Below are 21,467 nucleotides of genomic sequence, written 5' to 3' on the forward strand. Positions count from 1 at the left end.
TTTGAATGATTATTTTTAACATAGCTGTGTTTTTGATGCCTTCATTTTTATACTTATTTGTAAGCGGTTCTCAAACAATTTCGTTCTTTTTCTTAGACTTTTTGATTATAATTAGATTCATATGAATTGGAGGTCACTTAATGATGAATTTTAAGCAATTATTATTGCATGACAATGCGCGCCCTTTTATCGACCAAGCTCGATTTGGTATAGAACGGGAAGGACAGCGGGTTGATCTTGCAGGAAATCTAGCAAAAACCGATCATCCAGCAATCTTTGGCGATCGATCTTATCACCCCTATATCCAAACAGATTTTAGCGAAACACAAACAGAGATGATCACCCCTGTTACCGATTCTATTCCCGAATTATTTCAGTATCTGGCTGCTGTTTATGATGTGACTGCTCGTTCTATACCGAAAGAAGAGATGATCTGGCCATTAAGTTTGCCACCTGCCTTACCGGAAAAAGACGAAGAAATCATTATTGCAAAATTAAAAAATTTCGAAGATGTTTTGTATCGACGTTATTTAGCAAAAGAATACGGGAAGCGAAAACAAATGGTAAGCGGCATCCATTTCAATTTTGAATTTGGTGACGAATTGTTAAGAACATTGTTCAGCCATCAGGAAGAATTTCAGGATTTTTCTGAATTCAAAACAGAACTTTATTTGAAAACAGCGAGAAATTTTTTACGCTATCGCTGGATGATCACTTATTTATTTGGTGCTTCACCGATGAGTGAGAAAAACTATTTTATAAATGAATCGCATCCGCAAGAACCTGTTCGCAGTATTCGAAACAGTGCGCTAGGCTACACGAATCATCCAAATGTGAAAGTTTCCTATGCTTCCATGAAACAGTATTTAGCAGATATTGAGCGAATGATCGAAGAAGGGAAACTTTCGGAGGAGAAAGAATTTTATACACCGCTTCGTTTCCGAGGCGGAAAGAAAGTCGCAGATCTGGCAAAAACAGGCGTTCGTTATATTGAATTGCGGAATATCGATCTGAACCCTTACGCAAGGCTGGGAATCAATCCGGAACAAGTTCGTTTCTTACAATTATTCCTGATGTATATGCTATGGACAGAAGAAAAAGAAGACAGTGACCAATGGGTGGCAGAAGGTACGACTCGAAATAACAAAGTAGCACTAGAACAACCATCACATCAGACTGAATTTCATCAAGAAGGTAAAGAAATCCTTGAAGGGATGAAGCAAATGCTGGTTGAATTGGATTGGTTGGATTCTCTTTATTTAGTGGAGGAAGCATTGACTCAAATGGATCATCCCGAACAAACGTTAGCAGCGAAACTCTATCAAGAAGCACAGCTATCGAGCCAGCAAGAAGTTGCTGTGGCATTGGGGCATCAATATTATAAAGAAAGTCATGAACGTCCCTATCAGTTGGCCGGTTTTCGCGAAATGGAACTTTCTACTCAGATATTTATGTTCGATGCCATCCAAAAAGGTGTCCAAGTCAAAGTATTAGATGAGTCGGATCAATTTTTGCGTCTGCAATACCAAGACCATGTAGAATATGTGAAAAATGCAAACATGACAAGTAAGGACAGCTATATCGTTCCACTTATCATGGAAAACAAAACAGTAACGAAAAAAGTTTTAAAAGAAACTGGGTTCCGAGTACCAGGAGGCGCAGAATTTTCATCCATGGAAGAAGCCGTAAAAGCTTATCCAAGATTTGCCGATCAGGCCTTTGTGATCAAACCTAAGTCCACAAATTACGGGTTAGGTATCACGATTTTCAAGGAAGGGGCTGATCTGGAGGATTATCAAGCAGGATTGGCGATTGCTTTTCGTGAAGACAGCTCGGTTTTAGTAGAAGAATTTATGCCGGGAACGGAATATCGTTTCTTTGTAATTGATGGAGAAGTCCAAGCCATCATGTTGCGAGTCCCTGCTAATGTTATTGGTGACGGTATCCGAACAGTGAAAGAACTTGTTGAAGAAAAAAATAGTGACCCTTTGCGTGGAACGAATCATCGTGCACCGTTGGAATTGATCCAATTAGGCGAATTAGAACAATTGATGTTGAAAGAACAAGGGTTAACGATCGAATCAGTTCCTCAAGCCAATCAAATTGTTTATCTAAGGGAGAACTCAAATATCAGTACGGGCGGTGATTCGATCGATATGACGGATGAATTTTCTGAAGCTTACAAAAAAATCGCCGTTTCTGCGGTAGAAGCACTAGGAGCTAAAATCAGTGGTATTGATTTGATCATACCAGATAAAGAAATCGATCCTACAACCGATAAAAAAGCATACGGGATCATCGAAGCAAATTTCAATCCAGCGATGCATATGCATGTTTATCCTTTTGCAGGAAAAGGCAGAAGATTGACGATGAATGTATTGAAATTGTTATATCCTGAAATATTTTAAACGAAAAAGCTTTTGACAGATTGTCCTATTTGTTGTCAATCTGTTCAAAAGCTTTTTTGCATGTAAAAATTTATGTGTTTTTTCGTTTTAAAATAAACGATCCCAGAAGCTTTTTTTCTTTTTTGGTTTTTCTTTTTCAGCTGGCGAAGAGTTTTCTTCTGGGTATTTTTTTTCGATATCGATCACAGGTTCATTTACTGCTTCTTTTGCTGTTAAGAGCAATCCGAATTCCTCAGGATTTGCAGTGACGTGATCGTTGACTACAGTGAAACGGCTATTGTTTTTCGTTGCTAGCTGGATATATTGGTTTTGGACAGAAAGGGGTAGAGCCCCATTCAAGAGTATGGAAGCATCTGGATGTTTTTTGAGTTCTTTTAAAAAGTTTTCTTTGTTTTTCGGTTGGATCATTTCAGCAACAGTCATACTAAGATAGCAACGTTCCCTGAATGTCCCTAAATATTTATGCTGTTCTTCAGGGTTCACTAAAGGTGTACCATAAAGTCCCTTATCCAAATGGCTTTTTACATCATCTTGTGCCATAAAAAATACCCTCCTTCTTCTCTTTGTCTTTCTTACGATTATAGCATATTCCCAATAATACCTAAAACATATGAAAAAGCGGTTGCTTTTGTTCAACGATTCACTTAAAATAAGAATGAAAATCATTCTCAATTAGAAAGGTGGATTGGATGCGCTACGGACGACTAGTAGCATTATTAGTTATTTTAAGTAGTATTTCATTGTTCATTGGAGTATCGAATGTACAATTGTCAGAATTGCTCCAGTTAAATGGGCAAAGTTTACAAATCTTGCTAGCGACTCGTTTGCCGCGAACGATTTGTTTGATCCTTGTGGGAGCGACTAGTAGCATTTGTGGGTTGATCATGCAACATTTGACCCAAAATAAATTTGTTTCACCGACGACTGCGGGCACGATGGATAGTGCGCGTTTAGGTATTTTAGTGGCCATGATTTTCCTACCTGGGGCATCCTTGATTGTCCGATCCTTGACTGCATTTTGCTTTGCTTTCGCAGGAACATTGCTTTTTTTATCCCTTACGCGATTGTTCCCCCAGAAAAATCAATTGATGCTTCCGTTGATTGGGGTCATGTTAGGGAATATCATTGGTTCAGTTGCTACTTTTTTTGCTTATCAATTCCAGTTGGTACAAAATATGACTTCGTGGCTTCAAGGGAATTTTGCGACTGTGATACGTGGAAATTATGAGTTACTGTATGCTGTTGTTCCATTGCTGCTCTTGGTTTGGCTATTTGCTTACCGATTTATGATCATTGGTCTGGGCGAATCATTTGCAGTAAATTTGGGAATAGATTACCAGAAGATGCAGCTTTTAGGTATTGGCTTGGTTTCATTGGCTAGTGCAGTCATGTTGATCATGGTAGGAAGCATTCCTTTTATCGGAGTGATCATTCCGAATCTTGTCTCTAAAATATATGGAGATCAAGTGCACAAAACCATTGGCGTAACTGCTTTAGCAGGTAGTTTGTTCTTAGTATTTTGCGATCTTGTCGCTCGCGTGTTGATTTTTCCTTATGAAATACCAGTCAGTGTGATCGTTGGAATCATCGGTGGGGCTATCTTCCTTTATCTTCTGATAAGGGGGCGACGATATGCTTAAAAAGCCGTCTATTTTTATTGGTATGCTTGTTCTAGTTCTATTTGTTACAGGAGTGTACTTGACGATCCATACATATGGAAACTGGCATTTTGCGTGGGCATTGAGGAGTAAGAAAATTTTTGCATTTATCCTTGTCTCGCTAGCTGTCAGTAGTGCTACGATCAGCTTTCAGACAATTACGCATAACCAGTTTTTGACTCCTTCCGTATTGGGACTTGAGTCGTTATATGTCCTTGTCCAAACGGTCCTTTTCTTCTTTATCGGAGGAGTGACGATGCTTCAGCAGACAGGTACAGGTTTTTTCTTATTGAACGTTGGGCTGATGGTCGGGTTGAGTCTGTTGTTATTTTTCTTTCTTTTGAAAAAAATGAAAGCAAATCTTTTTTTGTTACTGATGTCAGGGATGATTTTAGGCACGCTTTTTGGTAGTGTCAGTACCTTTTTACAAGTCATCATGGATCCGAATGAATATGATTTGCTTCAAGGGAGATTATTTGCAAGTTTTGGCAATATCCAAAGCCAGTATCTTTTGCCTGCTTCTTTGATCATTATCGGCTGCTGGTTCCTGTTATTTCGATATCGACATGTGCTAGACGTTTTCCATCTTGGGAATGAACAAGCTGTAAACCTTGGGATAGACACAGATCGATTTGAATTTTTGATTTTGTGTTGTGTCAGTCTTTTGACAGGAACATCAACGGCTCTTGTGGGTCCAGTTACTTTTTTAGGGTTTATTGTCGCAAATGTCAGTTACCGTGTATTTTCTACTTATCGTCATGGTCAGCTATTTATCGGAAGTTTTCTGGTAGCTATGCTGTTTCTGACAGGCGGACAGCTCGCAGTAGAGCAGGTTTTCGGCTGGAATACAACAGTGAGTGTCGTCGTTGAATTTGTCGGAGGAATTTATTTTGTCACAAAATTGATTCGCGAAAGGAAGAGTATCCTATGATCGATTTACAAAAGGTCAATAAACTGTACCATGGAAAATCAGTGGTCAAAGATGTACAGTTAACGATTCCTGAAAAGAAGTTGACTGCTTTTATCGGTCCAAATGGTGCTGGAAAGTCAACGGTGTTGTCGATGATCAGTCGTTTGATACCAAAAGATACAGGTGAAATCTATTTAGACCATAACGAAGTAAAGGCTTGGAAATCCAATGAATTAGCCAAAAAATTATCGATCCTACGACAATCGAATGAAATAAATGTCCAAATCACCGTGAAAGAATTAGTAGAATTTGGACGATTTCCTTATACGAAAGGAAAATTGACGACAAGAGATCAAAAAATCGTTCAGGAATCACTGGAACACCTCGGGTTAGAAGAAATAGCAGATCAATCGATTGACACTCTTTCAGGAGGTCAACTCCAACGTGCGTATATTGCAATGGTACTAGCGCAAGACACGGATTATATTTTACTGGATGAACCTTTGAACAATCTAGATATGAATTTTGCTGTTCAAATCATGCAGATTTTGAAAAAGTTAGTACAAGAAATTGGGAAAACGATTGTTATCGTTCTTCATGATATCAACTTTGCTGCAAGTTATGCAGACGAGATTGTTGCAATGAAAGAGGGGCGGTTATTTACGCAAGGAACGACCCAAGAAATGATAAAAAAAGATGTATTGGATGAATTGTACGAAATGGACATACGGATTTGTGAGATTGAAGGCCGCAGATTCTGTCTTTATTTCTAAAACTAACATTAGGAGAGAAGAGATGAAAAAATTAGTAGTAGGTATCTTGATTCTAGCATCATTTGGTTTAGCAGCATGTGGAAATAGTAACAACACCAGTCAGGCAGATACAAAGAAAAGTACGCAAGCTGAAACAGCATTAACGATAAAAGACAGTAATGGCGATCAAATCGAGGTGCCAAAGAATCCTGAAAAAGTCGTCGTATTCGACAATGGTTCTTTAGATACGATGGATGCTCTTGGTGTTGGAGATAAGGTAGTTGGAGCAGCTACGAGCAGCCTTCCTGAGTATCTTTCCTCCTATAAAAAAGTAGAATCAGCAGGTGGGATCAAAGAACCAGACTTAGAAAAAATCAATCAGCTTCAGCCAGATCTGATCATCATTTCTGGCCGGCAAAGAGAGTTTCAAAAAGATCTAAGTCAAATCGCTCCGACTATTTTCCTTTCTTTAGATGCGAAAAAGCCATGGGAATCTTTCCAGCAAAATGTCACTACTTTAGGGGAAATCTTTGGGAAGCAAGAAGAAGCCAAAACTCAATTAGAGGAATTATCCAATGCAATCGATCAGACGAAAAAGAAAGCAGAAGCGTCTGATAAAAAAGCACTAGTCACACTTGTGAATGAAGGGCAATTGTCAGCCTACGGATCAGGTTCTAGATTTGGTTTCATCCATGATTTATTTGGCTTTGAACAAACGGATGATCAAATCGAAGCATCCACTCACGGTCAAAGTGTTTCTTATGAATATGTGCTAGAAAAAAATCCGGATATCTTATTTGTGGTAGACCGAACAAAAGCTATTGGTGGAGACGACAGCAAAGATGATATTTCTGCCAATGAACTGGTAGCACAAACGAATGCTGGTAAAAATCAGCAGATCATCTCTCTTGAACCAGATGTCTGGTATTTAAGCGGGGGCGGTTTAGAGTCAATGAAACTGATGATCGAAGATGTGGATCAAGCATTTAAGTAGAATCAAAAATAATCGAAAAAATTGAACCTACCTCTAAAAGTTAGATTTTCCAGCTAACTTTTAGCGGTAGGTTTTTATGTGTTTGGGAAATCTTTTTTCTTTAATACACAGGTTAAAGTGCTGATTTCACAACCTTTATTCACGCATGTGTCTCAGCAAGCGGTTGATAGTTGATGATCTGCATTTTTCGATAAAAATCGGCAGGAAGCTTACTCCAACGTTTTAATAATTGATAGAAATAACTTTCTTCTGCTTTGATCTTATACTCGCTTAATATCAATCCGAAACTATTCGTTTGTTTTGCAGCTAATTTTTTATAGATATCCAATGCTTTTGTTTTATCTTCATTGACAAAAAGTGTTTTTACTTCAATATAAGAACCCTCGATGTTTTGTGTTTCTTTGATAAAATAGATACTTTTTATATATTCTTTCATAGTGATTCCTCCAAAGAAGTCTTTTTATTTGATAAGTTTACTTTACCGAAGAGTTGTTAATAATCCGTGAACAAAAAGTTATTCTTTTTCCAATAGTTATTAAGGGATGTTTATTTTTTAGAATATACTTTGTTATTTAAGGAATGGATAAGGTTGGACAAATAACAGGTTGCTTTTTGGAGCCTGCTTCGCTATAGTAGAGAAAAAATAACGAAAGAAGCGGATTTAGATGGGAGAAGAAATTAAAACAGACCTTGTACTGGCAGAAAATCAATGGATAGAAACAGAACGACTTATTTTACGACCCGTCACTTTAGCAGATACAGAGGATGTATATGAATATGCAAGTGATGAGGTAACGACACGGTTCCTCTTTCCCGCAAACCAATCATTAGCAGAAACAAGAGCAACTATTGCTACATCCTTTATAAAGGACCCTTTAGGAAAATATGGTATAGAACTAAAAAAATCAGGTAAACTGATCGGAACGACAGATATTCGTGTGAATGACCATAACGGGACTGCCGAAATCGGATATGCGCTCAATTCTGCCTATTGGGGAAATGGCTATATGCCTGAAGCTACTGCTGCTTTGCTGAAACTAGGTTTCGAAAAATTAGATCTTGTAAGGATCTTTGCTACCCATGACGTGAGAAATTCCAATTCGGGACGGGTAATGGAGAAGTTACATATGAAAAAAGAAGGATTGATCCCAGATGCTGAGCGAAGAAATGGCGAAGTGGTTTCTTTAGTGATAAGAGGAATCACAAAATCCGAATGGTTGGCTCTCCAACAAACAAGAAACAGCTAAAACCAGACAAATTAGTTGCATCTGATGAATAAAGTGATTATTCTATGACGTGAGGTGATACAGATGAAATTAGAAGTGACAAAAGAAGCGCAAGAAGTATTGAAAAATAAATTAGAAGCAGATGATCAACTTTTATTAGATATCGAAAACGGCGACGGTCCATTTGCAGAAAGCCAAGTCAGTTGCCAATTAGACACGGCATTTCGATTGATCATTGTTAAAAAAGATACACAAAAAGATCTAAGTCTTTATTCTGTAGTGGCTGATACACCAGTTGGACCAATCAAAATCAAAGACAGTGCAATACTTTACATGGATGATCCATCAACACTTGCTTTAGAACCAACTTACAATAGTTTACAATTAAAAGGACCAAGCGGTTTGAGAAAAGGCAACTTGCAAGTTGTTCGAAAAGACTAGAGGGATAAAATGGGAAAATTGGCGATCATCAGCGACTTACATGTGGACATCAATAAATTCGGCGAATCAGAGCTGATGCAGCTTTGGCAAGTTTTGCAAAAGCACAAGATCACTCGGCTTCATCTAGCCGGAGATACGGCCAATAAAGTAGATCGATGCCTAGCTGTTGTCGAATTTTTCGTCAATAAAGGATTATCTACGACCTTTCATTTCGGCAATCACGAGTTGGCAGATGTGCCCAATGAACAGATGATGGACCATTTTCCAGACCCACATTTTTTAAATGAACGGTATATTGCTTTAAATGAGCAGACCGTTCTTTTAGGGATGAATGGCTGGTACGACTATCAGTTTTCCGAATTGAAAGATTACGATGCAATCGTACGAATGAAACGTTTGTATTGGTATGATCGGTTCATCCAGCGTGGGAAAACAGATCTCGAGGTCAATGCAGAAATGCTTGCAGCTGCAAAAAATTTGCTAGACCAGTTGGAAGCAAAAAAGCTTGAGGTCATTCTATCCACTCATTTCGTTCCTAAACGAGCATTTATCGTGTATCAATCTGCTCCTTATGAGCGTTGGAATAAATTAAATGCGTTTTTAGGATCAGAATCATTCGGGAAATTATTAGACCATTACTCAAATATCAAGCAAGTAGTTTTTGGTCATACGCATCGGCGGTTCGAAGATCAGTTGATCCATGGAGCAATTTATAGTTGTCGACCATTCGGTTATTATTATGAATGGCAACTGACTCGTGATTTTGTTTTGAAAGAACAGTTGTTAGACAGCTATGATCCTATGAAATTACGTGTACTCTTGCGTGCCCATCATCCAGCTTTCCAGCACTATCAAACACAACATTTGCAAGAGGAATTTGAACAAGCGATGACGATCATTTCGTATTGAAAGAAACAGTTATACCTATGTATGTTTAATTGATTAATAAACACATTCCATAAAAACAAAAAAACTTGGTACAACATTCGTGTACCAAGTTTTTTTGTTTTTCTATATCTGTGGCATCATGAGAGAAAGCAATAACGGAAAATTCATTCTATTCAAGATAAATCAAGTCGTCCCTTAGAAGATAATATAGGGATTTTCTTTCCAAATATTTCTTGATCTTCCGCAGTAATCATTGAGTCAGTGATTAGGTAGTCAGCGTCTTTTATAGAATAAAAACTGTAAAAATCTTTTTTATTTATTTTGTGGTGATCAGCAACAATAAATCTCTGTTCAGCAATATTCAACGCACATTTTTGAGTTAATCCTTCGTCTTCATTTGAAGTATAGATAGCAGTTGTATCTAATCCATTTACTCCGATAAAGCTTTTCATCACATGGATTCCTGAAATAAAATCATTTGCAATCGTCCCCACAAATGCACCTGTTTTACTCCGATAAGAACCGCCAATCAAAATCAATTCAAATCTTGGATCATGTTTGAATTTGTCAAATACATGTATGGAATTCGTGATGATCTTGGCATGGTTCACGGTTAAAAACTCATAGACTAGTTCGATGGTTGTACCTGCACCCAAAAAAACAGTCTCGTCTTCGAATATATTCTCAGCAATGATCCTTGCAATCTCCAATTTTTTATTGAGATGGATATGTTGTTTTTCTCGATGGCTTAGCTCAGTAAGTATATCGTTCTTATTGTCTTCAATGATTCTTGCACCGCCATGTACACGAATGATCAGTCCTTTATCTTCTAATTCTTGAAAGTCTCTACGAACAGTCATGTCAGTTATATTAAGTTCATTGACGATGTCTCTTACTTTTAAGAATTTATATTGGCTCAATAAATCCATCAAATACTTTTGACGTTCTTCTTTTATCATTTTTTTCTTGCCCCTCGTTCAAGTCCTTCTTTTATGTCCGAATTAAACATATTATATTTTGAAAATAAAGTCAATTTTAAACAGTAACTCTGCTTTGACAGGAATGGCTTCTTCTTTTATGATATGTTTGGAAGAAACAAAAGCAAACAAAAACAAACAAAGGGAGAAGTCGATGAATAAAGAAGAAGCAGCAATGATTGGATTTGAAGTAGTTGCATTTGCAGGAGAAGCACGATCCAAATTAATGAAAGCGATTGAAGAAGCAGAAAAGAAAAATTTTGAGCAAGCAGAGCGGCTAGTAGAAGAAGCTCATACCAGTTTGATGGAGGCACATAAATCTCAAACACAAATGTTAGCAGCTGAGGCAAACGGTGAATCAATCGAAATCGGTTTTATCATGGTCCATGCACAAGATCACTTGATGACGACGATGTTGTTGAAAGATACGATCAGACATTTATTCAATATCTACAAAAAAGCGTAAGGGGGCAGAAGCAGTATGAAACAGCTGATACAAACAATCGAAAAGATGAAACCTCATTTTGAAAAGATTTCGAATAATCCTTACTTGAGAGCGATTAGAGATGGCTTTATCAGCCTTATACCAGTGATTCTTTTTTCAAGTTTCTTTTTGTTAGCTGCCTATGTTCCAAACGCCTTCGGTTTCCATTGGGATACATCAATCGAAACGATTCTAATGAAGGCTTACAACGGATCAATGGGTATTCTAGGTTTGCTTATGGCCGCTACCGTGACAAAAAGTTTGACGGAGACTTTTAATAATAAACTACCCAAAACCAATCAAATCAATCCAACTTCAACGATGATTGCAGCATTTATCGGATTTGTGATTATTGGCGTGGATGCGATTGAAGGCGGTTTCTCTTCTGATTTTATGGGAACAAAAGGATTGTTGACAGCTTTTGTAGTCGGATTTATTGTCCCAAACATCTATCGTTTCTGTGTCAAAAACAATATCACTGTAAAAATGCCTGAAGAAGTTCCAGGGAATATTTCGCAGACATTCAAAGATCTTATCCCAATCACGTTAGCAACTGTCTTTTTTTGGTTATTCGACTTAGGGTTCAGGCATTTAGCAGGAACAGGATTCTCAGAAAAGATTATTGAATTGTTCCAGCCAATTTTTAGTGCTGCAGATGGATATTTAGGACTGGCATTGATTTTTGGTGCAATGGCTTTTTTCTGGTTTGTCGGTATCCACGGACCTTCTATCGTAGAACCTGCAGTTGCGGCAATCTATATTACAAATGTTGAAGCGAATCTTCAGCTCTATCAAAGTGGTGAACATGCACCACGGATTCTTTCTCAAGGGATCCAATATTTTGTCGCTACTTTAGGTGGTACAGGAGCTACGCTTATCCTAACATTCATGTTTGCTTTTTTGGCAAAGTCGAAGCAAATGAAAACGATTGGCCGTGCTTCTGCTATCCCTGTGTTATTTGGTGTGAATGAACCGATCCTGTTTGGTGCACCAGTTGTTTTGAACCCGATTTTCTTTATTCCTTTTGTGACTGCGCCAATCTTAAATGTGTGGATTTTTAAGTTTTTCGTCGATACTTTAGGGATGGATGGATTTATTTATAATTTGCCATGGACAACGCCTGGACCAATTGGTTTGATTTTAGGAACAGGATTTGCTGGATTAGCAGTTTTATTAGTCATACTATTACTGATCGTTGATTTTTTAATATATTTTCCATTTTTCAAAGCATATGACAATGAATTAGTGGCAAAAGAAAACCTTGAGGAAGTAAAGACTGAACCAATCTTTACAGAAGAACCTCCTATAGCTGAACAAATGATTACAGGGTTAATGGAAGAAGGTGGTCAAAAAAATGTATTGGTTCTATGTGCAAATGGTGCAACAAGTTCTATGTTGGCTAATGCAATCAAAAAAGGTGCTAAAGCTCGAGCTATCGATATTGAATCTACAGCAATGGCTTATGGGCAACATAAAGATTTAATCAATGAATTTGATTTGATCGTTTTAGCTCCACAAATGGCTTCAATGTTTAAAGAATTGGAAGAAGATGTAAAAAATTACAAAACAAAAGCTGTTTCTACTAGTGGAGCGGAGTATGTGGCTTTAGCGAAAGCGCCGAATCAAGCAGTAGATTTTGTTTTTAAAAATTTAATTTAAGGAGGTAGAGAATGAATAAGTTTCCGGAACATTTTGTTTTTGGTGCTGCGACAGCTGCTTTTCAAGCAGAAGGTGCACTATTAGAAGGAAATCGAGGGAAGAATTATTGGGATGATTATTTAAAAGAGCAAGGTATGTTTGATCCAAGTCTAGCAAGTGATTTTTATCATAAATACCCAGAAGATCTAGAATTCTGCCGTGCATTCGGTATCAATGGTCTTCGTATTTCTATTGCTTGGTCACGGATATTTCCTTCAGGTGTCGGAAAATTTGATCCATCCGGTGTTCAGTTTTATCACAAATTGATTGATGAATGTATAGCTAATGGAGTGGAACCCTTTGTCACCTTGCATCACTTTGACACCCCTTTATCTTTGTTCGAAAAGGGCGATTGGCTTTCTCAAGAAACGATTATTGCTTATGTTGATTTTGCGGAGTTTTGTTTCAAAGAATATGGGAACAAAGTAAATTATTGGATCACGTTCAATGAGCCTTGGTCTGTAGTAGCTGGTCAATACATTATTGGTCATTTTCCACCGAATATAAAATACGATCTTCCAAAAGCCATCCAAGCCATGCACAACATGATGGTTGCCCATGCAAAAGTAGTTGAAAAGTATAAAAAGGCGGAGTGCCTAGGGGAAATCGGTATTGTCCACATCTTGGAATCAAAATATGGTATTACCAATCATCTTGAAGATACACGTTCTGCAAGAAAAGAACATATTTTAGCAAATCAATTTTTATTAGACGCTACTTATAGGGGACATTACGCTGAAGATACTTTGGAAAGCATCGAAGAGATTCTTCACGAAAACGAAGGAGTGTTGAAAACTACACGTGAAGAATTTGAGATATTAGCTTATGCAGCTGATCAAATTGATTTTATTGGAGTCAATTATTATGCTAGCCATTTCGTAAAAGCTTATATTGGTGAATCTGCTATCCATCACAACGGTACGGGAGAAAAAGGAAGTAGTCGTTTTGCATTGAAAGGGGTCGGAGAAAGAGTCAATAACCCTGAAGTTCCAACAACAGACTGGGATTGGCCAATTTATCCGCAAGGGCTAGAGGATATGTTGGTCTTTATCAAGGAACGGTATCCAAACTATAAAAAAATCTATGTAACAGAAAATGGAATGGGCGAAAAAGATGTGTTATGTGACAAGCAAGTGCAAGATGATTCTCGAATCGCTTATATTTTCGTACACTTGAAAGCCATTTTAAAAGCTATTGAGCGCGGGGTAAATGTAGAAGGTTACTTTGTATGGTCATTGATGGACGTGTTTTCATGGACAAATGGCTATAAGAAACGCTATGGCTTATTTTATGTCGATTTTAAAAATCAAAATCGATATGCGAAAAAAAGTGCCTATTGGTATAAGAAAATCAGCAACAGCAAATTGCTTGAATAAGGAAGAGAGGTAAGAAGATGCGTATAGTAATCGGTTCGGATAAAGATGGAATGCAACTGAAAGAAGTGATCAAGAAAGATCTAATCGAAAAAGGATTTATGATAGCAGATAAAAGTGAGATACCTTCGGAAGATTTTGTAGCATCTGCTTTAGCCGTCGCGAATGATCTAATGAAGAATGAAGGAAGTTTAGGTATTACAGTAGACAGCTACGGAGTAGGGAGCTTCATCACAGCAACAAAAGTCAAAGGAATGATTGCAGCAGTAGTTTCAGACGAACGTAGCGCTTATATGACTAGAGAGCACAATAATTCTCGCATGATTGCTCTTGGATCGAAGATCATAGGAGAAGAGTTAGCGTTATCGATCGTAAAGGAATTTTTACAAGCAACTTATGTAGGTGGTCGACATCAAGTTCGTGTAGATATGTTGAATAAAATGGCATAAAAAAGGAGAAAGTATGAAAATCGCAATTGGTTGTGACCACATCGTCACAGATACTAAAATGGCTCTATCAGATTTTTTGAAAGCAAAAGGACATGAAGTATTAGACATGGGAACCTATGATTTCACACGGACTCATTATCCCATTTATGGAAAAAAAGTAGGAGAAGCAGTAGTGATGGGAAAAGCAGATCTAGGGGTCTGTTTATGTGGGACCGGGGTAGGAATCAATAATGCAGTAAACAAAGTTCCAGGTATTCGGAGCGCATTAGTGCGTGATATGACAACAGCTATCTATGCAAAAGAACAATTGGATGCAAATGTGATCGGGTTTGGCGCTCGAATTACTGGAGAATTTTTGATTTGTGATATTCTTGATGCTTTCATTCAGGCAAAATATCAAGAAACGGATGAGAACAAGCAATTGATTGCTAAAATCAAACAAATCGAAAAAGCTAGTGAGTATCAAATTGATCCGAATTTTTTTGATGAATTTATCGAAAAATGGAATCGCGATGAATACCAAGATTGTGAGGCTAATCAATGATTCTAACGATTACGATGAATCCTTCAATCGATGTTTCTTATCCATTAACAGAATTTAGTTTAGATGCAGTCAATCGTGTGAAAAATGTGAAAAAAACAGTCGGTGGGAAAGGATTGAATGTCACACGCATCTTGAAGCAATTAGATGCAGAAGTGATGGCGAGTGGATTAATTGGTGGGGTTTTAGGGAAAGAAATCAAAGAGAGGTTAACGCAAGATAATATCCTTCATGAATTTTTGTCTATCAAAGGCGAAACACGAAATTGCATCGCTATTTTACATGAAGGTCAGCAGACGGAAATCTTAGAAAGTGGACCAATTGTTTCTACACAAGAGGCTTCTGACTTTCTCAATCATTTAGGAAAATTGGCAGTAAAAGCTGATGTTATTTGTTTTTCTGGTAGTTTGCCTCAAGGACTTCCGATAGATTTTTACCAGCAAATGATACAAGTCTGCAGACCCAAGCCGGTCATGTTAGATTGTTCTGGTGAAGCATTGATGACAGTACTTAAAGGAGAGTCTAAACCGTATTTGATTAAGCCAAACATACAAGAATTAGCGGAGTTATTAGATCAGCCTATCACTACGGATGTGAAGAAACTGAAAGTAGCTTTATCGGATCCGTTGTTTGCTGGTATTGACTGGGTTGTAGTCTCGATGGGTAGAAAAGGTGCATTTGCTAAACATTCGAATCGATTCTATCATGTGATGATCCCTTCAATCAAAGCCTTAAACCCTGTAGGTTCTGGTGATGCAATGTTAGCTGGTTTAGCGATTGCTATTGAAAAAGAGAAATCAGTTGATGTGGTGCTGAAGCAAGGAAATGCTCTGGGAATACTAAATGCACAAGAAGAAACCACGGGTTATATTGAGTTAGTAAATTATCATACATTAATTAAGCAGATACAAATAAAAGAAGTCTAGGAGGATATCGATTTGAATGAAGAAAAACGACGATTTATCAATCGCTTATGTAGTAGCGAGGGGATAATTGGTGCTTTAGCAATCGACCAACGTGGTGCATGGAAGAAAATGATTGCTCAATTCAAGGGAAGTGAAGCAGAAGACACAGAGATTGTAGAATTTAAGAAAATCGTTGCCTCTGAATTAACGGAATATGCATCATCTATTTTATTAGATCCAGACTACGGGCTACCTGCTGCTGATGTAAAGAACGAAAATTCAGGATTGTTGTTAGCTTATGAGAAAACCGGCTATGATCTCTCCACTCCTGGACGCCTTCCAGATTTGTTAACTGCTTGGTCAGTCAAGCGCTTGAAAGAAGCTGGTGCGGATGCATGCAAAACACTGCTATATTATGATATTGATGAATCTGAAGAAATCAATCATCAAAAGCACGCCTTTATTGAACGAATTGGTTTGGAGTGTCAAGCAGAGAAGTTACCATTCTTTCTAGAATTGCTGTCTTATGATGCAACCATTCCTGATTCAACATCGAAAAAATATGCACGCGAAAAACCCCATAAAGTGATTGGAATGATGAAAGAATTCTCTAAAACACGTTACGGGGTGGATGCACTAAAAGTAGAAGTGCCAGTCAATATGAAATATGTCGAAGGGTATGGGATAGATGAAGCCATTTATACAAAATCAGAAGCAGCAGCTTTTTTCAAAGAACAAGCTGAATCTACTCCTCTGCCTTACGTTTTTTTGAGTGCTGGTGTAACCTCTGAATTATTCCAAGAAACCTTACATTTTGCAAAACATGCCGGTTCTACTTTCAACGGTGTTCTTTGTGGTCGTGCCACTTGGGCTGATGGAATCAAACATTATGTCCTTGATGGAAAAGAGGCAGCAATTGAATGGATGAATACACAAGGACGAGCAAATATCGAAAGCTTAAATACCGTATTGAAGGAAACCGCGACACCTATTGATTTTAATAAGTTCTAATATTTTTTCTATTATTACTACGGCAGTGATGGAATATCATCAACGACAAAGAAAATCCCTGTTAAATATAAGGATAAGTAAGAGCAGTAGATCCATTTATCGTGGATCTGCTGCTTTTTTGCTGTGGAGAATAGTTAGCGAATGTTTATTTGATCAATTGGTTCATAACATAGGGAGTACTAGATGCAAGCGTTTATTCTTTTTTTATCTGATACTGTCAAAAAATAATATAATATGTATTTTTTATTTACTTATAATAACTATTGATTGCAGTCTTGACAGTCAAGTCATATTTTGATGGATGGGGGTGTGAGACGTACAAATGATTTTAAAGACTATGACAGCTATAGTTCTAATTTTAATTGCATCAAGCGGCAATAGAAAAATAAGAATCAAAACGGACTGATGATCACCTAACAACTAATCGACATATATGAGCAGACACGGGACGATATTCTTCTCTCTCATAAGTTCCGTAAAGCAAACATGTGCTATGGATCGATTGTATATTTATTAAAAAAAGAAAGAGGAATGGCAATGATGAAAAAAGAAACTATATTAGTAGCAACGATGTTATTCAGTATGGCAGTAAGTGCGACTTTTGTCTCTGCAGCTGAAGTATACCCAAAGGAATATAACACAGACGGAACGATCACATTTGAAGCAGGAGATGAGGGAATAACTCCTCCAGTTGATCCGGAAGATCCTGATCCCAACGTCCCTGTCGATCCAGTAGACCCTCCAAGTCCTGGAACAGGAGGAGCATTATCGATTGATTATGGATCAAAATTCAAATTTGGGACTAAAAAAATTTCTACTGCAGATAAAACGTATTATGCATCTGCTGATGAAATGACTGATGGTTCTAAAAAACCGACATATGTCCAAGTGACAGATAAAAGAGGAACACTATCTGGGTGGAAATTAAGTGTAGCACAACCAGAACAATTTAAAACTGCCAGTGGGGACGAACTAGTTGGAGCACAGCTGAAGTTTACGAAAGGACAGGCTGTTTCTTTGGTTGATCCAACATATACACCTGAAACGGTTAATTCTGAATTAACGCTGACACCAGGAGGAAATAATACGTTAGCAATCAATGCTAAATCAGGAACAGGTGTGGGGACTTGGGTCTATCGATTTGGTGCGAATGAAAATGAAAATAAAGATGCGGTACAGCTTTCGGTACCTGGTACATCTGTCAAGTTAGCGCAACAATATTCTACTAAATTAGTTTGGACATTAGAAGATACACCCAATAACTAGTTTACTTGCAAGAACAATTGAAAATAAGCATGCAGTCAAACGGTTTTGTGAAGACAATCTAAACAAAGGTTGGTAAAGGCCAAGCTATATTAGTTTGGACAGGAACAGTTCATCTGGGAATTCAACGATCAGGAGGAAAAGATATAGTGAAAAAGAGAAGGATCGCGCTCATTTTAAGCAGTCTATTAGCGACTAATATCTTTCCGATTATAGGGTATTCTTTGGAATCGAATCAGTTGGTGAATGATAATAGAAGAGTCGAAGAAAGCAAAGAGGCTTCGACATTCGATCGTTTAACAGAATCCAGCCAGATCCAAGAAAGCAGTGAGAATTCAAGTACTACTGACAGTAAAGAGACCACTGACAAAGAAGAATCTGAAGAGTTAATCAAACAGCCATTGGAGAATGCCCCGACTTATCGAGTGGGGCTGCCTAATGATCCCAATATTATTTCTATTGATAAGATTTTTCAACAACCTATCGGTACCAGCACGTCCATATTGGAAAACGGGAAGCTATTGCAATTGAATCCAGCAGAGAGGTCTCAAAGAGGAGCTATTTGGTCAAACAATAAAATCGATTTACGCTCAGATTTTACATTTAAATGTTATTTATATTTAGGAAATCAACGAGATAAAGCAGGAGATGGTATGACTTTTACATTGACTGGTGATTCTAGAATGGCTAATGATCCCAGTCAAGTTATCGGTTCCCCAGGTATGGGAATTGGTTCTTATTCGACTCGATCAGGACAGCCTTATGTCGCAAATGCACTCTCGATTGAGTTCGACACATATAAAAATAGTGGCTCTTCTGATCGAATGGATCGTGAAATAACTGCCGATAATAAGGGACATGGACATGTCGCCTTTGTCACTCCTAAACCAAATAACAACAATTATTCCGGAGAGCATACTGGCGTAACAGTAGCACCTACTTTTCTCTCTGATGGTACATGGCGTACATTAATCATTCAATGGGACGCGTCTCAAAGAAGTCTCACCTATGATCTGGAAGGTGTCGGTCGCTCTTCTCACATTGTACCTGATCTCATCAGTCAATTCGGTTCTACAGAAGTAAATTGGGGATTTACTTCTTCAACAGGTACATTTTTTCAAGAAAACGCTATCGCGATGACGCAACTTCCATCTAATGTGTCATCATCAGCTGATGTAAAAGTCAATGATAGTGATTATGGGGCCATCGCTGAAGTTGAAAGAAACGATAAGATAACTATCAGAAATACATTGAAAGTTACTGGGAATTTTCTTGAAGATAAGAAATTGGAGACTAGTATAGACCTACCACAAGAATTAAATATTCCTGAGCGTATCTTGATCAACGGAAATCAAGTTGATGCCAAAGATATCCTGATAACAGGAAACCGAGTCACACTCAATCTAGGAGATTATTTTGTTCTTGGAGATACATTGATTATTGAGTTGGAAACAGACTTGCAAGAAGTCATTCCCGAAAAGGTACTGACTATGCACTTTGAATATCTTGAGAATGCAAAGTTAATTGAGCAGTCAAATGATATAAGTCTGACGATTGCGAAGCTGAAGGAAATAGATGTCCATGTTTATTATAAAGAGAAAGAGAGTCAAAATGAACTCGCAGAAATGAAAACAATCACTGGAAAAATCGGAGAGAGTTATAAAGAAGTTCCTATTGATATTGAGGGATATGTTTTTGACTCTGATTCAGCGAATACAGAAGGTGTCTTTTCCGAAAATACAGCGGATATCTATTTTTATTACAGAAAAGGAAAGCTTTATCTTTCAGCGGCTCCTCAGTATGTAGATTTTGGGCAACATAAAATATCCAATAAACCATTAAGTGTATTTGGGCAGTTCTCAGGTGGATTGAAAATCATGGATGAACGGGCTTCTGGAGGTTGGATATTACAATTGAAACAAGAAAAAGTTCTTACAAATGGAACGTTTGAACTCCCGGAAGCTCTTTCGTTTGTTACTTCTGAAGAGACAACGGTTATAGGGTCATCTGCTGTTACGATTTTTGAAAGTGACCAAAAAGGCGAAAGTGATTTGTCTGCTATTTTAGATTCTACATCTCAACATGGAATCAGAATAGATATTCCTGTAGAAAATCAAAGGATTGGAACATTTGAGGGGAAACTATCCTGGATTCTTGCAGATGTTCCAGAAAATTAATAAAAAGAGAAGATGAGGACAAAAGCATGGATCACCAAGGACAACAGGAACCATAAATACTTATTTCCTGCACAGCTTAAAATGGCAGAGACACGCTTTTGTTCCCATCTTTTCTTACATATGATGAAAGGAGCGATTTTCTTGAAACCAAAACAGCAATTATTTATAACACTCCTAGTTATTATAGGGACACTTTTTAACCAGTTACCAGTGACAGCTAGTGCATTCAATTTTTCGGTGACGCCAATAACTTCAGAGAATCAGATCGATAAAAGAAAAACTTATTTCGATCTCCAACTTGTTCCAGATCAGGAAGTAGAATTAAAAGCAGAATTGAGAAATGATACGGAAAAAGAAGTGAAAATCGACATTTCTGTGAATAGCGCAACGACTAATTCAAACGTAATGGTTGAATATGGAAAAAATGAGATTGAAAAAGACGAAAGTCTAATCTTTGATCTGATCGACTATGTGAGTTACCCAGAGACAGTGACACTGGAACCTAAAAGCGTTCAAACCGTGGTTTTTCATGCCAAGATGCCAAAAGATCGATTCGATGGCGTATTGGCTGGTGGAATCACATTCAAAGAAATTGTGACGGAAAAGGATCAAACAGAAAACAAGGATCAAAGCTTATCGATTGAGAATGAATACGCCTATACTGTTGCCTTGTTAATGCGACAGACACTGAATGAAGTTGCTCCTAACCTAGTACTCCATGAAGTTAAACCTGATCAAATCAATGCAAGAAATGTCATTTTAGCAAACGTCCAAAATGATCAAAAAACCTATATCAATCAAGTAGTTATTGAAACAAAAATTACAAAAAAAGGACATTCTGAAGTTTTATATCAGGAGGAAAAAGAAGGATTGCAGATTGCGCCGAATACAAACTTTTCTTTTCCAACAGCTTTGAATGGTCAGCCACTAACTCCAGGCGAATATCATCTCACAATGACCATTCTAGGAAATGAAAATGAAAACGGAAAATTCTCAAGAAAAAAAGAAAATACCACCATCAACTATACCGACCAATGGATATTTGAAAAAGTGTTTATGATAGACGGGAAAGAAGCCAAGGAATTGAATACGAAAGATGTGACGATTAAAAAGGCCAATAATTGGATCTACATCTTGGAAGCGCTAATTTTCTTGTTGTTCGTTTTAATACTTATCCTTTGGTTTATTTTGAGAAAGAAAGAAGAGAAAGAAAAGTAAAATCAAAATAACAAATAATAGTTTTTCCTTATTGCGTGATATTTAAGTCCTTTTTCGATAGGAGAGTGTAAAATATTTTGTGTAAATAGAAAAA

General features: G+C 37.5%; 21 protein-coding genes. 18 read left to right on the plus strand and 3 right to left on the minus strand.

The genetic code is table 11. The annotated features are described in order from the left end of the window. The first annotated feature begins 140 nt into the window (after positions 1-140). A complete protein-coding gene (gene gshAB, locus HMPREF2961_RS02965; protein ID WP_002315516.1) occupies positions 141-2,408 on the plus strand; it encodes a bifunctional glutamate--cysteine ligase GshA/glutathione synthetase GshB in 2,268 nt (755 codons plus the stop codon). A gap of 87 nt (positions 2,409-2,495) precedes the next feature. On the opposite strand, the gene HMPREF2961_RS02970 is transcribed toward gshAB, so the two are convergent. Further along, complete coding sequence (locus HMPREF2961_RS02970) at positions 2,496-2,948, minus strand: YueI family protein (protein WP_002315517.1); 453 nt, start codon at positions 2,946-2,948, stop codon at positions 2,496-2,498. A 149-nt stretch (positions 2,949-3,097) separates the two neighbouring features. Between HMPREF2961_RS02970 and HMPREF2961_RS02975 the strand changes: the two genes are divergently transcribed. Genes HMPREF2961_RS02975 through HMPREF2961_RS02990 form a run of 4 tightly spaced genes read left to right on the plus strand, consistent with a single transcriptional unit; the run spans position 3,098 to position 6,722 of the window. Next, a complete protein-coding gene (locus HMPREF2961_RS02975) occupies positions 3,098-4,048 on the plus strand; it encodes an ABC transporter permease (RefSeq protein WP_002315518.1) in 951 nt (316 codons plus the stop codon). Further along, a complete protein-coding gene (locus HMPREF2961_RS02980) occupies positions 4,041-4,997 on the plus strand; it encodes an iron chelate uptake ABC transporter family permease subunit (protein WP_070703935.1) in 957 nt (318 codons plus the stop codon). The genes HMPREF2961_RS02975 and HMPREF2961_RS02980 overlap by 8 nt, the downstream gene beginning before the upstream one ends. Beyond that, on the plus strand, positions 4,994-5,749 hold the full coding sequence (locus tag HMPREF2961_RS02985; RefSeq protein WP_002315520.1) for an iron ABC transporter ATP-binding protein: 756 nt from the start codon (positions 4,994-4,996) through the stop codon (positions 5,747-5,749). The genes HMPREF2961_RS02980 and HMPREF2961_RS02985 overlap by 4 nt, the downstream gene beginning before the upstream one ends. Before the next feature lie 22 nt (positions 5,750-5,771). Continuing rightward, positions 5,772-6,722, plus strand: a complete 951-nt coding sequence (locus tag HMPREF2961_RS02990) for a siderophore ABC transporter substrate-binding protein (RefSeq protein ID WP_002315521.1) — start codon at positions 5,772-5,774, stop codon at positions 6,720-6,722. A gap of 139 nt (positions 6,723-6,861) precedes the next feature. Here HMPREF2961_RS02990 and HMPREF2961_RS02995 read toward each other — a convergent pair whose 3' ends face one another. Then, positions 6,862-7,158 (minus strand): hypothetical protein, encoded by a 297-nt coding sequence (locus HMPREF2961_RS02995; protein ID WP_002315522.1) that lies wholly within the window; start codon positions 7,156-7,158, stop codon positions 6,862-6,864. 229 nt (positions 7,159-7,387) lie between these two features. Between HMPREF2961_RS02995 and HMPREF2961_RS03000 the strand changes: the two genes are divergently transcribed. From HMPREF2961_RS03000 to HMPREF2961_RS03010, 3 genes are all read left to right on the plus strand, one after another. Next, positions 7,388-7,969, plus strand: coding sequence for a GNAT family N-acetyltransferase (locus HMPREF2961_RS03000; protein WP_002315523.1), 582 nt, complete (start codon positions 7,388-7,390; stop codon positions 7,967-7,969). 63 nt (positions 7,970-8,032) lie between these two features. Continuing rightward, on the plus strand, positions 8,033-8,389 hold the full coding sequence (locus tag HMPREF2961_RS03005; protein ID WP_002315524.1) for an iron-sulfur cluster biosynthesis family protein: 357 nt from the start codon (positions 8,033-8,035) through the stop codon (positions 8,387-8,389). 9 nt (positions 8,390-8,398) lie between these two features. Then, the gene (locus HMPREF2961_RS03010; protein WP_002315525.1) at positions 8,399-9,298 is read left to right on the plus strand and encodes a metallophosphoesterase; all 900 of its coding nucleotides are present in this window, start codon (positions 8,399-8,401) and stop codon (positions 9,296-9,298) included. A 152-nt stretch (positions 9,299-9,450) separates the two neighbouring features. Here the strand turns inward: HMPREF2961_RS03010 and HMPREF2961_RS03015 are convergent, their stop codons facing one another. After that, positions 9,451-10,236: a DeoR/GlpR family DNA-binding transcription regulator gene (locus HMPREF2961_RS03015; protein ID WP_070703937.1), complete on the minus strand. Its 786-nt coding sequence runs from the start codon at positions 10,234-10,236 to the stop codon at positions 9,451-9,453. Positions 10,237-10,408: 172 nt separating this feature from the next. On the opposite strand from HMPREF2961_RS03015, the gene HMPREF2961_RS03020 reads away from it, so the two are divergent. The 10 genes from HMPREF2961_RS03020 (at position 10,409) to HMPREF2961_RS03065 (ending at position 21,373) form a co-directional block, all read left to right on the plus strand. Then, on the plus strand, positions 10,409-10,720 hold the full coding sequence (locus HMPREF2961_RS03020; protein WP_002315527.1) for a PTS sugar transporter subunit IIA: 312 nt from the start codon (positions 10,409-10,411) through the stop codon (positions 10,718-10,720). 15 nt (positions 10,721-10,735) lie between these two features. Then, positions 10,736-12,397 carry a lactose-specific PTS transporter subunit EIIC gene (locus HMPREF2961_RS03025; RefSeq protein ID WP_002315528.1) on the plus strand — a complete coding sequence of 554 codons (1,662 nt, stop codon included), beginning with the start codon at positions 10,736-10,738 and terminating at the stop codon, positions 12,395-12,397. A gap of 11 nt (positions 12,398-12,408) precedes the next feature. Further along, positions 12,409-13,812 (plus strand): 6-phospho-beta-galactosidase, encoded by a 1,404-nt coding sequence (gene lacG, locus HMPREF2961_RS03030; RefSeq protein WP_070703939.1) that lies wholly within the window; start codon positions 12,409-12,411, stop codon positions 13,810-13,812. 17 nt (positions 13,813-13,829) lie between these two features. Continuing rightward, positions 13,830-14,258 carry a galactose-6-phosphate isomerase subunit LacA gene (lacA, locus tag HMPREF2961_RS03035; protein ID WP_002315530.1) on the plus strand — a complete coding sequence of 143 codons (429 nt, stop codon included), beginning with the start codon at positions 13,830-13,832 and terminating at the stop codon, positions 14,256-14,258. Positions 14,259-14,271: 13 nt separating this feature from the next. Continuing rightward, positions 14,272-14,802 (plus strand): galactose-6-phosphate isomerase subunit LacB, encoded by a 531-nt coding sequence (gene lacB, locus HMPREF2961_RS03040; protein ID WP_002315531.1) that lies wholly within the window; start codon positions 14,272-14,274, stop codon positions 14,800-14,802. Continuing rightward, positions 14,799-15,725 (plus strand): tagatose-6-phosphate kinase, encoded by a 927-nt coding sequence (gene lacC / locus HMPREF2961_RS03045; protein ID WP_002315532.1) that lies wholly within the window; start codon positions 14,799-14,801, stop codon positions 15,723-15,725. Before lacB ends, lacC begins: the two co-directional genes overlap by 4 nt. 12 nt (positions 15,726-15,737) lie before the next feature. Then, entirely contained in the window at positions 15,738-16,715 is a 978-nt protein-coding gene (gene lacD, locus HMPREF2961_RS03050; protein ID WP_002315533.1) for a tagatose-bisphosphate aldolase, read from the plus strand. A 537-nt stretch (positions 16,716-17,252) separates the two neighbouring features. Continuing rightward, a complete protein-coding gene (locus HMPREF2961_RS03055) occupies positions 17,253-17,981 on the plus strand; it encodes a WxL domain-containing protein (RefSeq protein WP_033705012.1) in 729 nt (242 codons plus the stop codon). A gap of 146 nt (positions 17,982-18,127) precedes the next feature. Next, a complete protein-coding gene (locus HMPREF2961_RS03060; RefSeq protein WP_025477287.1) occupies positions 18,128-20,155 on the plus strand; it encodes a lectin-like domain-containing protein in 2,028 nt (675 codons plus the stop codon). Positions 20,156-20,275: 120 nt separating this feature from the next. After that, positions 20,276-21,373 (plus strand): WxLIP family cell surface protein, encoded by a 1,098-nt coding sequence (locus tag HMPREF2961_RS03065; RefSeq protein ID WP_002315536.1) that lies wholly within the window; start codon positions 20,276-20,278, stop codon positions 21,371-21,373. The last annotated feature ends 94 nt before the right edge of the window (positions 21,374-21,467 follow it).

The organism is Enterococcus sp. HMSC076E04 (assembly GCF_001814285.1).
Classification (GTDB): Bacteria; Bacillota; Bacilli; order Lactobacillales; family Enterococcaceae; genus Enterococcus_B; species Enterococcus_B lactis.